The sequence below is a fragment of the Dethiosulfovibrio peptidovorans genome (assembly GCA_002748665.1).
Lineage (GTDB): Bacteria > Synergistota > Synergistia > Synergistales > Dethiosulfovibrionaceae > Dethiosulfovibrio > Dethiosulfovibrio peptidovorans_A.
Window position 1 is genome coordinate 82,041 of the sequence record PDTB01000020.1, and the last position, 14,503, is coordinate 96,543.

18 protein-coding genes and 1 tRNA gene are annotated in these 14,503 nt (G+C 52.8%); 4 read left to right on the forward strand and 15 right to left on the reverse strand.

Annotated elements, in window-relative coordinates; all coding sequences use genetic code 11:
• Positions 1-339 precede the first annotated feature (339 nt).
• Positions 340-1,164 carry an alpha/beta hydrolase gene (locus tag CSA35_05415; GenBank protein ID PIE54606.1) on the forward strand — a complete coding sequence of 275 codons (825 nt, stop codon included), beginning with the start codon at positions 340-342 and terminating at the stop codon, positions 1,162-1,164.
• 170 nt (positions 1,165-1,334) lie between these two features.
• On the opposite strand, the gene CSA35_05420 is transcribed toward CSA35_05415, so the two are convergent.
• Positions 1,335-2,648: a hypothetical protein gene (locus tag CSA35_05420; GenBank protein PIE54628.1), complete on the reverse strand. Its 1,314-nt coding sequence runs from the start codon at positions 2,646-2,648 to the stop codon at positions 1,335-1,337.
• 260 nt (positions 2,649-2,908) lie between these two features.
• Here CSA35_05420 and rarD point away from each other — a divergent pair, with 260 nt between their 5' ends.
• Positions 2,909-3,808 carry a protein RarD gene (rarD, locus tag CSA35_05425; protein ID PIE54629.1) on the forward strand — a complete coding sequence of 300 codons (900 nt, stop codon included), beginning with the start codon at positions 2,909-2,911 and terminating at the stop codon, positions 3,806-3,808.
• A 3-nt stretch (positions 3,809-3,811) separates the two neighbouring features.
• On the opposite strand, the gene CSA35_05430 is transcribed toward rarD, so the two are convergent.
• The 3 genes from CSA35_05430 to CSA35_05440 all read right to left on the reverse strand — a co-directional run bounded on the left by CSA35_05430 (position 3,812) and on the right by CSA35_05440 (position 6,329).
• On the reverse strand, positions 3,812-4,534 hold the full coding sequence (locus CSA35_05430) for a hypothetical protein (GenBank protein ID PIE54607.1): 723 nt from the start codon (positions 4,532-4,534) through the stop codon (positions 3,812-3,814).
• A gap of 3 nt (positions 4,535-4,537) precedes the next feature.
• On the reverse strand, positions 4,538-5,380 hold the full coding sequence (gene msrA / locus CSA35_05435; GenBank protein PIE54608.1) for a peptide-methionine (S)-S-oxide reductase: 843 nt from the start codon (positions 5,378-5,380) through the stop codon (positions 4,538-4,540).
• Positions 5,381-5,615: 235 nt separating this feature from the next.
• A complete protein-coding gene (locus CSA35_05440; GenBank protein ID PIE54609.1) occupies positions 5,616-6,329 on the reverse strand; it encodes an aspartate racemase in 714 nt (237 codons plus the stop codon).
• 70 nt (positions 6,330-6,399) lie between these two features.
• On the opposite strand from CSA35_05440, the gene mutY reads away from it, so the two are divergent.
• Complete coding sequence (gene mutY / locus CSA35_05445) at positions 6,400-7,464, forward strand: A/G-specific adenine glycosylase (protein PIE54610.1); 1,065 nt, start codon at positions 6,400-6,402, stop codon at positions 7,462-7,464.
• Here the strand turns inward: mutY and CSA35_05450 are convergent.
• The gene (locus CSA35_05450) at positions 7,451-8,287 is read right to left on the reverse strand and encodes a metal-dependent hydrolase (protein ID PIE54611.1); all 837 of its coding nucleotides are present in this window, start codon (positions 8,285-8,287) and stop codon (positions 7,451-7,453) included. The two genes, mutY and CSA35_05450, sit on opposite strands and share 14 nt — an antisense overlap.
• Before the next feature lie 425 nt (positions 8,288-8,712).
• Here CSA35_05450 and CSA35_05455 point away from each other — a divergent pair, with 425 nt between their 5' ends.
• Entirely contained in the window at positions 8,713-10,089 is a 1,377-nt protein-coding gene (locus tag CSA35_05455; GenBank protein PIE54612.1) for a sodium-dependent transporter, read from the forward strand.
• Between the two features lie 122 nt (positions 10,090-10,211).
• Here the strand turns inward: CSA35_05455 and CSA35_05460 are convergent, their stop codons facing one another.
• The 10 genes from CSA35_05460 to CSA35_05505 form a co-directional block, all read right to left on the reverse strand.
• Positions 10,212-10,586, reverse strand: coding sequence for a sulfurtransferase (locus tag CSA35_05460; protein ID PIE54630.1), 375 nt, complete (start codon positions 10,584-10,586; stop codon positions 10,212-10,214).
• Positions 10,587-10,780: 194 nt separating this feature from the next.
• Positions 10,781-11,158, reverse strand: coding sequence for a 50S ribosomal protein L7/L12 (locus tag CSA35_05465; GenBank protein ID PIE54613.1), 378 nt, complete (start codon positions 11,156-11,158; stop codon positions 10,781-10,783).
• A 63-nt stretch (positions 11,159-11,221) separates the two neighbouring features.
• Entirely contained in the window at positions 11,222-11,749 is a 528-nt protein-coding gene (locus CSA35_05470; GenBank protein PIE54614.1) for a 50S ribosomal protein L10, read from the reverse strand.
• Positions 11,750-11,950: 201 nt separating this feature from the next.
• Positions 11,951-12,658 (reverse strand): 50S ribosomal protein L1, encoded by a 708-nt coding sequence (locus CSA35_05475; GenBank protein PIE54615.1) that lies wholly within the window; start codon positions 12,656-12,658, stop codon positions 11,951-11,953.
• Positions 12,659-12,724: 66 nt separating this feature from the next.
• Positions 12,725-13,150: a 50S ribosomal protein L11 gene (gene rplK / locus CSA35_05480; GenBank protein ID PIE54616.1), complete on the reverse strand. Its 426-nt coding sequence runs from the start codon at positions 13,148-13,150 to the stop codon at positions 12,725-12,727.
• A 60-nt stretch (positions 13,151-13,210) separates the two neighbouring features.
• Positions 13,211-13,765, reverse strand: coding sequence for a transcription termination/antitermination factor NusG (nusG, locus tag CSA35_05485; GenBank protein ID PIE54617.1), 555 nt, complete (start codon positions 13,763-13,765; stop codon positions 13,211-13,213).
• A gap of 86 nt (positions 13,766-13,851) precedes the next feature.
• Entirely contained in the window at positions 13,852-14,034 is a 183-nt protein-coding gene (locus CSA35_05490) for a preprotein translocase subunit SecE (protein PIE54618.1), read from the reverse strand.
• 49 nt (positions 14,035-14,083) lie between these two features.
• Positions 14,084-14,160 (reverse strand) — tRNA-Trp (locus CSA35_05495).
• Positions 14,161-14,181: 21 nt separating this feature from the next.
• Complete coding sequence (gene rpmG, locus CSA35_05500) at positions 14,182-14,331, reverse strand: 50S ribosomal protein L33 (protein PIE54619.1); 150 nt, start codon at positions 14,329-14,331, stop codon at positions 14,182-14,184.
• A 73-nt stretch (positions 14,332-14,404) separates the two neighbouring features.
• A partial coding sequence (locus CSA35_05505; GenBank protein PIE54620.1) for a hypothetical protein occupies positions 14,405-14,503 on the reverse strand: 99 nt, incomplete at its 5' end.

Consider the following 14,503-nt stretch of genomic DNA (forward strand, 5'->3'; position numbering starts at 1 on the left):
CTCTCGGACGACCTGTCACATTGGATGCGAGCACAGCGACCTGCTCGAGAAAATCTTCCCGTTCCTTCTCGGATAAATCTGAAGCACTCACACGAATAACCGTCATGAAGACACCTCCCTAAGCATGCTAATGATCTGACATGATAAAGAATTATACACGCAAAAAGAGAATATGTAAACCCCCGCAGAGGCACCGCACATAAAGAGCATGTCACCCCCGAAAGAAAGACCTTCTTAAGGAAAAATCTAGTATTCTTGCCGACAATGTGTGCGTTATCGTATAATGAGAATGTGAACATCAATGTAGAAGTGTAGCACCCATAAAGGAAGTATGAGATCATGCTTGGTTTTCTGTCTAAGATAACGGCATTTCTCCTGTGTCTGTCCCTGATCTTTTTGGCGGTAGTGCGATTGCTCTTTCCGTTCCTGGCATTTCACCCTGACCGAGAGCTTCGCTGTACGCCCACGACTGTAGGTCTGGCCTACCAGGATGTACCCTTTATGACCAAAGACGGCATTCAGCTTCACGGTTGGTATATCCCAGTCGAGCCATCCCGAGGAGTTGTGCTTTTCTGCCACGGAAACGCTGGCAACATAGGGCATCGACTGGAATCTATCGGGATTTTTCATGATCTGGGACTCTCCGTACTGATCTTCGACTATCGAGGATATGGACGAAGCCAGGGATCTAGCAGCGTGAAAGGACTCGCAGTAGACGCAAAAGCCGCATGGGATTGGCTGGTGTACGATCAAAAAATCTCTCCTGATGAGATCGTGCTTTTCGGCCGATCTCTGGGAGGTGCCATAGCCTTGGAGCTAACCAAAAGCGTCGCCCCCAAGGGCATTATCCTGGAATCCACTTTTGCTTCGCCGTTCGGGCTCCTGCCCATCGGTCTGATCGCCCCCCTCCTTCGGACGGCCCTGGGGAACCCCTGGGATTCCCTTTCAGCGGCACGAGAGTTGGACATTCCAACCCTGTGTATCCACAGCCCCGACGATGAGATCGTCCCCTTCCGGGAGGGGCAAAAGCTCTACGATGCCGTGATGGGGGAGAAATCCTTTGTAGAGATCAAGGGAGGACACAACGACAGCTTTATGATGTCCATCTCCACATACGTCCCGGCTCTGGACGATTTTCTGACAAGGCTCCTGGGGCCACGATGACAAGAGCTCTGTAGGGCACCTCTAAAAACCTACATCCGAGTCTCCCTGTCATGAAGGGCTCATACTCCGGGACATTGCATTCTATCGACACCAGCCAGATACGGACAAAGGGCCTCACCCAGCGTACGTGAGGCCCTTTGTCCGTTCAAACGCATTGTTTGTTCCCAATATTACGAAACTCCCCCGTCCCCAAACTCCCCTTCCATATGCTGCGTGACCTTCGTCACCAAGACCTGGTCGATCTTGTAGTTGTCGATGTCCACCACCTCGAACTTGTACCCATCGTGAACGACGAAGTCGGTTCTGTGAGGGATGCAGCGCAGCATGTACATCAGAAAACCGCCGACGGTTTCGTAGTGCTCGGCATGAGGCATCTCTTTTATCTCAAGCACTCTCATCATATCGTCGATAGGGGTAGCACCTTCCAGAAGCCAGGAAGAGTCGTCCCGCTTGATAATCTGCTCTTCCTCTCCCACAAGAGTCCCCATGAGCATGAGCATTATATCCTGCAAGGTGATGATACCCACGACCAGAGCATATTCGTTGAGCACCACGGCCAGGCTCTCCCCCCGCCCCTTGAACTGATCCATAGCCTCGGCAAGAGTCAGGGAATCGGGCATTATCAAAGGCGGCTCAACTTCTATTCCGCTGTCCAAAAGCAAGCTCTCGCCCTTGAGCACCCTCTCAAGCAATTCCTTGGATGCCACACATCCCACGATGTTGTCGATCCCCTTGTCGCAAACCAGGTACGTGGAGTGAGGGGCGGCGGCGATCTTTTGCTTTATACTGGACTCGCTTTCTCGGAGCTCAAAGTACACCACATTCTCCCTGACGGTCATGGCCGAGGGGACAGTGCGGATATCCAGCTCGAATACGTTGTCGATCAGGGCCTTCTCCTGCTTTCTCAGAAGGCCAGCAACGGTTCCTGCCTCCATCACAGCATACAGATCATCGGAGGTGATATCTTCCTGGCGATTTTCGGGTAGCCCCAGCACGCGGCATATGACGATGCTCAAGACATCAAAGATTTTTGCCAGGGGTTTACATAGCTGGATAACCCACCCCATTCCGTTGATAGTCCAAAGAGAAACTGACTCCGGAACCGCCATGGCAATACGTTTGGGAATGAGGTCGGCAAAGAGGACGAAGAAGAGGGTTACCCCCACAAAGGGGATCGCCGAGGCAAGCTCCCCTCGCAAGACGGGAGACATACTCTCAGGCAAAAGTCCGTAAACCACAGGAGCCAGGCAGGAGTCCCCCACGATACCGGCCAGGATAGCTACAGCGTTCAACCCGATCTGAACTGTGGTAAAAAATAAACCAGGCTGCTCCTGAAAGGAGAGAACACGTCTGGCTCGAGGATCTCCTTTATCTGCCCGGCATCGAAGTTTCGTTCTCCTGGAGGCCGCCAAGGATATTTCTGAAGACGAAAAAAAAGCACTCGTCAAGGCCAATACGGCTATGCACAAAACACCATATAGCACTGTTACGTTCAATTTAGACGTCTCCTTCTCGAAGCGACATATAAAAAAATAGGCAGCCTCGCCGACGTTACGGTCTGTGTCGTATAATTGGGCATACGACACATCAATACAGAATTGTAGCACCCAAGTAGGTCATGATGGGAGCTCTCCGGGTTTTCCATATAACACAGTGGCTGTACGAAGGCCCTGTTGCAGAGCCTCGTCATCCAAGACCGCAGGTGGGTGCAGGAACAATATTTCGACAGAAAGGATTGTGTCTCATGGATACAGCATACAAAGGAGGAATAGCCGCCACCGTTGCGGTTGTTCTGTGGGGTTTACTTCCCATATACTGGAGACAGATAGCCCACGTTCCGGCGTACGAGATACTTTGTCACAGGATCATCTGGGCCCTCCTGGTAACCGCCGCTTTACTGGGCGGCTCTCGGCAATGGGGTCTGGTTCGAGAGGCCCTGAAAAACAGAAAATCCCGATGGCTTCTTCTCCTCAGCGGGATGGTGATTGGCTGTAACTGGCTGATCTACATCTGGTCGGTCAATCACGGCTATGTTCTTCAATGCAGTCTGGGGTATTTCATCAACCCACTGATGTACGTCTGTCTTGGTGCCCTGTTTTTTCAGGATAAGCTCCGACCAGCCCAGTGGTTCTCCGTAGGGATTGCAACAGCTGGAGTTCTGTACCAAGTGCTCCTTCAGGGACAAGTTCCTTGGATCGGCCTGGGCTTAGCGTGTTCTTTCACTGTGTACGGATGCATTCGAAAGATCGTGGCTGTCGAGTCTCTACCCGGTCTCTTCGTAGAAACGTCCTTTCTCGCTGTGCCTGCCGGAGCTTTTTTGATCTGGACAGAAACTCACGGTCAGGGCACATTCATAGGTGGCGGACTCAGAACCAGCCTGTTTCTTGCTGGATCTGGCGTCGTGACCTCAGTTCCCCTTCTGTGGTTTGTCCAAGGGGCTCGAGCTCTCAGCATGGTCACCACAGGGCTCCTTCAATACATTGCCCCGTCAATCCAGTTTATCCTGGGCTATTGGGTATACAAAGAGACCTTTACGGAGCCCCAGCTAGTGACATTCGGAGCTATCTGGATAGCTTTAGCTCTCTACACAGCCGATAAACTCCGACAACACCGATCCAAAATTCAGACTCTTGGCAACCCCTAAGGATCACTCCCAACGCATGGAGATCCGTGCAACCTCGTCACCCTGGCCATTTTCCAGACGGTGTACCGTGATGTTCTGCCCCAGAAGCCCTGCTAAAGACGTGACCGAATCTCCCCGGGCAACCTCCTTCCGAAAGGAAAAGAGTAAGTCTTTGGGCATGCCAACAGGACACCTCTCCCCAGAGAGGCACTCAAGGGCCCATCCCAGATAGACGGTGTTGTTTACATGGCCGTTCAGGTCCAGTTCGGAGTTTCTGGCGACTGTACTCCAGCGCCACCAAGCGACATCAAGGTTTGGAATGCTGGGGATCTCGTCAGGATAGAGCTGCTCGTCCCGAGAGGGGAAGCTCTTAAACACTCTGTTGAGGGAGATTGCTCTTCTTGCGGAGAGATCCAGAAGACACCAGACACTGGTTCCTACAGCGATGAGTTCGTCCTCCACAAAGAAAGCCACATCCCTGTAGGCAAAGATTCTCCGTGGGGCCCTGGGCCAGGTCTGGAGCGTCACAGTCTCGCCATATCGAGGATACCGATCCACCGTAAGCCGAAACTTCGTCAGAACCCACCCCAGATCCCGAGGAAAAAGCTGAGCATAGCCCATGTCAAAGCTCTCGGCGTGGTGGCTGGCCGCATCCTGAAAGAGGTTCATCATGGTGACCGCTGTCGCCTGGCCGCTGGGCCCCACCTCGTAGATACGAAGGCGGAAGGTCTCTGTCCAGCGTTCCATACGTCAGAAGCGAGACACCCGGCGATGGCAGTAAGGAGCCCCGCCGGTTCTGGTATAGTAATGCTGATGAAGAGGTTCGGCCATCCAGAATCGGGAAGGTTCCCGAACCTGGGTTACCGGCTGAAGGCCCAAGTTTTTTAAGGCCTTCAGGAGCTCTTCAACAATCCGTCTTTGCTCCTCATCCATGACGAACACCGCCGACTCGTATTGCTGGCCGATATCCGGCCCTTGTCGGCCTTTCTGGGTGGGATCGTGAATTTCAAAAAAAGCCCGTATCAGAGCTTCGTATGATATTTCTTCAGGGTGGAACCACACCTCAACCGTCTCCAGATGGCCGGTTTGACCGGAGCAGACCTGCTCGTACGTGGGAAAATCCACGATTCCACCACAGTAGCCACAACTGGTCTCCAAAACACCGTCCAGATCTTTAAGGAGATGCTGTACTCCCCAGAAACATCCGCCAGCCAGGAGCGCCCGACAGAGGACGGATCGAGGAATAAATGAGAGGGATAGGGAGTTCACGCAGTGACGGATATTTTTCATTGTCAGCCGCTCTTTTTCAAAAACGTGCCCCAGATGACCATCACACCGAGCGCATCGGATCTCCGTCCGCTTACCATCGGCATCGCTAACCCGACGGACCGCCCCAGGGACTTCGTCGTCAAAGGCAGGCCAACCACAAGGACAGGGAAACTTATGCTCCGAGAGATATAGAGGCAGCAGACACCGCCGACAACGATAGACGCCGGTCTCGAACACGTTACAGTATACACCGACAAAGGGAGGCTCCGTTCCTCCGTGGACAATGACTTCTTTTTCCTCGTCGGTCAGCTCTCGATAGAGCATCGTAAACAGCCTCCTTTCGTATCCTTTATATCCATAATATCATGAGACTTATGTGAACAGTAGCTCCTGTACTCTTTTGAAACGGAGGGCCTCAAGCAATAAGAGGAGACATGACCAGGGTCAAGCCGTTGTTTTTTCGCTCCTGCCCTGCAATTCCTGACAGTGTTCCGTACAGGTACACTCAAGGGCTCCCGAGAAGGAATTGAACGACTCAGACAGAGTATAATGGTACAAATTAGCCCCGGCAGCCATAAAGCTCCTGTACACACTTCCCCGCCAGGGCCTCCAAACTGGAGATCATGCCAGCAGAAGGAAGACTCGAGACAGCGTAGGCCAAGGGCAGCTCTGTACAGGCTCCGATCACGGGCAGATCGGCACTGGACCAAAGTTCCTGAATGACCGGTGCCAGTAGCACTGCGGCGGCCTTCACATCACCGGCCTTCACCAGAGAGATGGACCGGGAGATGGCCTGAACCGCCTCATCTGGCGGAAACCGAAGCTCGTACCCCTGCTCTCGGGCCACAGACTGATACAGACCGCTCTGGACAGTCCCCTCGGTAGCCAAAAGCCACGCTCCCGAGTCATCCGTCTCCATGGCCCGTTCCACCGTGGCCTCCACGATGTGAACCAAGGGGACCTTAAGTTTGTCCCGGAAGCGATCTATGAAGATGTGAGCGGTGTTGCATGGAACGGCCAAAAGTCCGGCACCCCAGCTCACCAAGGTCTCCAACCCATCCCGGAGAAAGGGCTCAGGACTGGGACCAATTCCCAAAACGGCAGCACTCCGATCAGGAATCTGCGGGTTGGAGTACACGTACGTCACAGGATGTTCCTGATCTCGTCCTGCTGGTGCCATGACAGCCAAAAGCCGCAGAAACTCAGCGGAAGCCGCCGGCCCCAAACCGCCTAATACCCCGAGTATCGTCCGGGGAACCGAAAGCTGACTCATCGAACACACCACCTCCACAAATCCGGGGACCCTACTATTTCCCCAAAACAAAGGAGTTTTTATAAAAAACATGCACACCTCTGCCGACCTTATCGCCAACACCCTGCTTCGGTGGTTCAAGACGAATCAGAGAGATCTTCCCTGGCGTCGGGACTACACCCCGTACCAGGTGTGGATCTCCGAGAGCATGCTCCAACAAACCCAGATGGACCGGGTCGTTCCCTACTATCTCCGTTGGATGGAAGAATACCCCACCCTTGAGACATTGGCCCGATCACGAGAGGAGGATGTTCTCCGACTCTGGGAGGGGCTGGGCTATTACTCCAGAGCCAAAAACCTCCGAAAAGCCGCAGAATGGCTCCGTTCCCACGGGTACGACACAGTTCCAGGCGACAGAGACGTGTTGACCGCACTGCCAGGCGTGGGCCCCTATACCGCAGGAGCGATACTGAGTATCGCCTACCAAGAACCGGTGGTGGCTGTCGATGGCAACGTCCGTCGGGTTTTTGCCCGCCTCGGCGACCTAAACCTCCCCACGGACAGAGGCGAGGGAGACAGGAGCATCCGCCGATGGGCCACCGAGTTTCTACACCGACGATCCCCGAGAGCGATCAACCAGGCCGTGATGGAATTCGGAGCCTCTATCTGTACCCCCAAGCCCCGATGCAACAAATGCTTGCTCTCAGATCATTGCCTTTCTCTCCAAAGAGGGACCGTCGCCCAACGTCCTGTGGGCAAGACAAAAAACGTCAGAATCGTCGCCGACGCGGCAGCAGTGGTGATCGTACACAAAGACAAGATCTTTCTTCGTCGTCGTGCCAATCAAGGCCTATGGGCCGGACTTTGGGAATTTCCGTGGACCATGATACAGGACCGTGAAACCCACGCTCAGGCCCTTCAGCGAGAACTCGGGGTTTTATGGCCGTCGATCCGTCTTGAGAAAAAACCCGTGGCGAGCGTACGTCACAGTTTCACCAAGTGGACGGTCACCCTCTCAGGGTACCAGGCCGAGATGGACGTACCGTCTTTGAACGAGATAAACCAACGCTGGGTCACAACTGAGGAATTGAGGCAAACGGCTCTCCCCGCCGGAAGCCGAAAGCTCAGGGAACAACTCTTCCCTATGGGGCCATAAAGGCCAGGGCGTTCTCCGAAAGCACAGCCGATATGACCGATTCGGGTATCCCAGCTTCGGCCAGGCGTTTTTCATAGCGAGGATATGTCAAAATAGGCCAGTCAGACCCATAAAGAATCTTATGCCCGACTCCAACTGCGGCCGCAGCGGCCAGGAACGAACCTCCATAAAGCCAGGGCCACGCCGCCGTATCGTATCGGGCGTTGGCTAAAATACGCCTCATCTCGGGCATAGCTTCATAAAGCCAGAGTCCTCCGCCCCAATGGGCGAAGACAACCTTGGCCTCGGGATGGTTCATGCAAAACTGAGCAGCCTCCTTCGGCCCGACGTCTCCCTTACCGTCGTACTCATGTCCAACAGGCTCGGCTGTGTGGATCACCAGGATCATATTCCGCTCTCCACAGACACCTACGAAACTCTTCGTCTGGCAACGTTCTCCCAAGGCCAGATCCTGCCCCTGGGGAAAGAGTTCGCCCACACCTACAAGGCCAGCATCGTGACATCGGGCGACCTCCGCTTCCATCCCCGGATCCCTCGGTGGAACCACGGCTAAACCCTTGAAGCGATCAGGCCACCTTTTAACAGCCTCTATCACATAGTCGTTACACAGACGACACAGCCCAATATCCTTGAACGCAAAACCAAATATCCAGCTCTGATCCACCCCGTCCCGCTCCATCTGAGCGATCAGTTCTTCCGCTGTTCCCCATTTATGAACTTTGTTATGAGTGAGAAGATCGAAATGAGGCTCTCGTTTCGATATATTCTCCTGATCCTTACGAAGCTCATCAGGATACACGTGAACATGAGTATCCACGATCATGGAATCACCTCCTTCTCAAAAGAAACGAGACTATTATAACCGCACCACCCCACAAGAGACAGAAACTCGCTGTACTTTGCTCAGTTTGGTACGTTCGTTACCCATGCACAACTGATTTCCAATCTATTCGACAAAATACCGAACAGAACTCAGAATCTGACCAACCAGATCATGTAGGGAAAAAGATACCAATATACGCTCTTTTATTGTTCAAGGAGCCTAGTGAGGCATGGAAAGCAGGCTCCCGTACTTGTATAATCTAGTAAAGTAGTAGGAATCCTCATCGACTGCTTTTACCACATAACGTTCTTCATGTTGCGGATGCTGGCAGTAATATACCTGTTTATTGAGGAGTTCTGCCACACGGCTGTGTACTCAAAAGACACATCCAGTGTGGGAATTTAAAAGGGAAAGGTGGGAACAACATGTCGAAACAGCGCGAGAATTGGGGAAGCCGTATCGGTTTTATCCTTGCAGCAGCCGGATTTTCAATTGGTTTGGGGAACATCTGGCGTTTTCCATATCTTGTAGGAACCTACGGAGGTGGTGCATTTCTGCTGATATACGTGGCGATATGCATCCTGATCGGTATACCGCTCTTCATCGCCGAAGTGGGGCTGGGACGCAAGAGCAAACTAACTCCCATCGTCGGAATGAGAAAGCTGGCAGGTGACAAGGGTACCCCTTGGTCGATCATCGGATGGGTAGGTTGCCTTGCCTGCGTCGTCCTGATGTCCTACTACATGGTCATCGTTGGATGGATGTTCGCCTACGCGGTCAAGGCTATATCAGGTGCCTTCGGTGGTATCAGCCCTGAGGGGACCAAGGTCCTGTTCCAGGATTTTATGAAGAACCCGATACAGATGGCAGCGTACACACTCTTCGTCGTCGCAACTCTGGGCATTACCGTTACCCAGGGACTGAGAAACGGCGTGGAGCGGGCCTGTAAGTTTATGCTTCCAATCCTGGGTATCATGCTGGTGGTGCTAGCGATACGCTCGCTTACCATGACTCCTCAGGTAGCAGGCGCTAAGAGCGCCTTGGAGGGACTGAAATGGTACCTCACGCCGGACTTCAGCAAGATTACAGGCCATGCCGTCCTCGCAGCGCTGGGACAGGCGTTCTTTTCCATTGGAATCGGCATTTCGACAGCAATTGTCTATGGTTCCTACCTGAAACCGGACAGTAACATCCCGGTGGACAGCTGCTGGGTCGTCTCCATGGATACTGGATTTGCTATCGTTGCAGGGCTCGTGATCTTTCCTGCTCTCTTCTGCTACGGCATGGATCCGACTTCCAGAGGCTTCGGGTTGGTTTTTGAAACCCTGCCGATCATCTTTGGCAAAATGCCAGGTGGTCATTTCTGGGGCACTCTGTTTTTCTTCCTGGCCGCACTGGCCGGTTTTACCTCGGGCATAGGCTATCTGGAGGCGCCAGCTGCCAGTTTCGCCGAGTACTTCAACATCAGTCGAAAGAAATCGACCTGGACGGTGCTGGCGTTGATGTTCTTGTTGGGTATCCCCTCCATTCTTTCCCTGAGTCCAGAAAGCACCTGGAGCTCCTACAAGATCATGGGCAGGAGCATTTTCGATTTCGCCGACCATCTGTCTGGAGATATTATGATGCCCGTAGATGCCCTGCTGGTCGCTCTCTATCTGACGTTCGTCTGGAAATTCGATAACTACCAAAAGGAGTGTAACATCGGCGCTACCGGATTAATCCGCGTCGCTTCCTGGTGGAAACCCTTGGTGGCATACGTCATTCCGGTGGCCCTGTTAGTTATCCTGTACAGAGGATTGTAGATCCGAAAACATCTCTAGAATTTGGAACTCTCGCCCAATGCAGAGATAGAACAAAAAAGGTCCCAACATGTGAGTTGGGACCTTTCACACTCCCCCTTTACCAAAGGAGGCATCAATTACGTTCAGGAAGAACACGAAGAAACTAAAGGCAGATGCACCGCATCACAACTCATTCCGCCCTTAAGAGAACAGCAGTCGAAGCCCAAAAGTTTCAGAAGGGCCACAGTCTGACCGGCAGTCTGACCGGAATAGCATATCACGATGATCTTCTTGTCTTTCGGAAGTTCGTCCAGAACATCTCCGACGTCGGCCCAAGGGATGTTCACCGCACCTTCGATATGATCCTCGGCGTAGTCCTCCGGCTTTCTGATATCAAGAAGATAGAGAGGAGACTTTTTCTCCCTCTGTTCCTGAAGCTGGGCACAGTCGATAAGGTTATTACACCCCTTCTTAAGATCCAGCCAAAAGGCATCCACAGCGGCTCGTATTTCTTTCATTCGAAAGACCTCCCCCTGCATTTGTTTTTTCTCTCGAGAATCCCCTTCTGCATTGCTCATCTTTTTAAAATCGAATTTACCTTATCAAGATAATAGCACGCAGAAAAAAAAAGTCAAATATAAAGAGTATCTCAAAAAAAGAGGACACCGTCTTGAGACGATGTCCTCTTACTGTATATATGTCCGTATTTTTATTAGGACAACTCCACTCCAGCGCCGACTTCCTCAAGCTGCTTCTTGATGGCCTCGGCTTCTTCCTTGGAGACCCCCTCTTTAACGGGCTTACCCGGATTATCGACAAGCTCCTTGGCTTCCTTCAGGCCAAGTCCGGTGATCTCCCGAACAACCTTGATCACCTTGATCTTCTGGGCTCCAGCTTCCTTAAGAACCACGTTGAACTCGGTCTTCTCTTCCTCACCTCCAGCGGCAGCTCCCCCGGCCACGGGAGCAGCCATCATCATCGCAGGAGCAGCGGCGGAGACACCAAACTTATCCTCAAGCTCCTTGACGAGCTCGGAGAGCTCCAAAACAGACATTTCCTCGATTGCTTTTATGATATCTTCACGGTTCATTACATTCATCCTCCCTAAAAAATATAAATATGTACCCCGGAAAACCACCGAGATATGAACAGGCTATGCTGCGCCCTTTTTCTCCGCTAATTGCGACAAGCACGTTACCAAACCACGACTGGGACCGGAAAGCACCGTGACCAAGCCACGAAGGGGACCGGCCATGGTTCCCACGACCTGAGCAATGAGCTGATCCCTAGAGGGTAGGTCGGCCAGAGCCATAACTTGATCCAAAGACAGAATGTCGGTGCCCATGACCCCACCCTTGATAAGCAAGGCCTTGTTCTCCTTCTTTTTTGCGAACTCCTTAAGGGCTTTCGCTACAGCGGGGCTATCCTGAGGAGCGATAACATAGGCGTTTGGCCCCACGGTAAGCTCTTGGGATACCGCCATTCCAACGTCTTTCATGGCAATCCGAACCAAGGTATTCTTAGCGACCTTGATCTCTCCGCCAGCTTCTCGAACCAGACGTCGAATCTCAGTGGCCTGAGCCACGGTCAGTCCTCGATACTCACACACAAAAACGGCCTCTGCTCCGTCAAGTTTGGTCTTAAGTTCATCAACCAGCTCGTATTTTATCGATGCGGGCATACTTTCACCTCCTTCTTTCGTTTAAAGTAAAAAAGCTCCCATTCCACCAGGGGATCGGGAGCTTGACGTTCATGCACATAAACGCACAGACGAGTGCCTCCGAACCTCGGCGGGGGACAAAGCATTATTCTCCTGCTGAGGAGAACCCGCTGTCTTTGGTTCCTTTCCGGAAACTATACCCGGTATATTGGGTCGAGAACTCTACTCGGCCACATCTTTCTGGGCAGCGGAGGGGTCGATCTTGATACCGGCACCCATTGTAGAGCTCACGGCGAAGCTTTTGACGTAAGTTCCCTTGGCCGCAGCAGGACGAGCTTTGAGGATAGCCGAGTAAAAGGCCTTGAGGTTGTCCAGAATCTGCTCCCGGGAAAAACTGGCCTTACCGATGGCATTGTGAACAATACCGTACTTGTCCACTCGGAACTCTACCTTACCAGCCTTGATCTCCGTTACGGCGTTGGCGACATCCTGGGTGACTGTGCCGGCCTTGGCGCTGGGCATGAGTCCTCGAGGCCCCAAGACCTTTCCGAGACGTCCGATAAGCTTCATGGCATCGGGTGTCGCCACAACAGCGTCGAAGTCCAGCCAACCGCCCTGGATCTTTTGGATCATATCCTCTCCGCCAACAAAGTCAGCACCGGCCTCCTGAGCCTCCTGCCCCTTCTCTCCGGTGGTGATAACCAGCACCTGCTTGGTCTTGCCGGTACCATGGGGAAGAACCACGGTGCTCCGAACCTGCTGATCCGCATGCCGGGGGTCGACGCCGAGTCGGAGATGAACCTCAATGCTCTCATCAAACTTTGCCGTCGCGTTCTCTCGGACCAGGCTTACTGCCTCATCCAAGCTGTACTGGCGCTGAGCATCCACCTTTTTGGACAACTCAGCGTGACGCTTTCCCTGCTTAGACATATCTGTATCCTCCTCTTTTCGTGGTCATATCGGGATTGAAGGATCCCTGCCACAGGGGAACCGAGGTCAGTCGACTACGGATATCCCCATAGAACGGGCAGTACCTGCGATCATACACATGGCCGCCTCCACATCGTTCGCGTTGAGATCCTGTTTCTTGATCTCAGCAATCTCCTTGAGCTGGGCCTTGGTGAGAGAGCCAACCTTGACCTTATTGGGCTCTCCTGCTCCCTTAGGAACTCCAGCAAGCTTCTTGATAAGGACGCTGGCTGGCGGAGTCTTGAGCTCGAAAGAGAAACTCCGATCTGCGTAGACGGTTATCACCGCGGGGATGATCATCCCCGGCTGATCTCCGGTCTTGGCGTTGAACTGCTTGCAGAACTCCATGATGTTCACGCCATGCTGACCAAGAGCGGGCCCCACGGGGGGCGCCGGCGTCGCCTTTCCCGCTGGAAGCTGCAACTTGATCTGCCCTATAACTTTCTTCGCCATTCACTAAAACTCCTCTCGTTGATGGTTACGACAGAAACCCCTTCGCTGTTTTTACGGATATTACAGTTTTTCAAGTTCGGTGTAATCAATCTCCACCATGGTCTCTCGGCCAAACACCGATACACTGAACTTGACCTTGCCCTTTTCGGGCAGGATATCAATGATCGGACCGACGGCGCCCTCAAAAGGACCAGCCTTCACCTTGATGACATCACCCTTTTTGAAGTCAATCTCGAAGGTTGGACGATCCTGCTTCTTGGCTCCACCTCGGCCGATTTTATCCATAATCTCCCTGACCTCCCGTTGAGTCAGGGGAATAGGGTGATTCCCCGAACCAACGAAACCGGTCACACCGGGAGTATGGCGAACCACATACCACGGCTGGTCATCCATGACCATTTCGACGAGAACGTAGCTCGGAAAGAGTTTTTTGGTCACCTTCTTGGATTTGCCGTCTTTGACGACCATCCGATCCTCCACAGGAACGAGAACATCGAAGATGCTGTCCTCCATACCCATGGTGGCGATTCTCTGTTCAAGATTCGCCTTCACCTTGTTCTCGTATCCCGCATAGGTCTGAACGATGAACCATTGTCGTTGAGTCGTGGTCACCATGATAAAAAAGGGACCCGATGCTCGGCCCCCTTAAACCTCCCTGTTCTTAGACACCGGAGACTCCCACCACATTTGATCGCAGAAGACTATCCGATAACCCTCGAGGAGATGCCGGTCAAAGCGATGTCGACAATCCCGAGGTAGACAGCTACCAAAAGGGTTACGAATATAACGACTAGGGTGGAGTACCAGACCTGCTGTTTCCCAGGCCAAGTCACTTTTTTAAGCTCCGCTCGGGCCTCCCGAAGAAAACCAAAGACTTTCTGCATGATCCTGGCCCCCTATCGCAACATATCATCTCATCCAAAAAATAAAGAATGGCAGGCCCGGAAGGACTCGAACCTTCAACCCCCGGATTTGGAGTCCGGTGCTCTACCAATTCGAGCTACGGACCTGCAACAAGAATATATTCTACACTACTTGGTTTCTTTGTGCAAGGTATGTTTCTTACAAAAACGACAGTATTTGCTCAGCTCAAGTTTGCCGCTCATGTTCTTCTTGTTTACTGAACTGATGTAATTTCGTCGTTTACAATCTGTACACTGAAGGCCGATCTGGTCCGCCATGTTCTCTCACTCCTTCTGATAAGACGGTCCGCCCCCGCCTTCGGCAGGGGCGGACCAAAACGCTCGTTGATTTTTACTCTAGTATTTCGGTAACGACGCCAGCGCCCACGGTGTGACCGCCCTCACGGATCGCAAACCGAAGCCCTGAGTCCATCGCTATCGGGCTGATCAG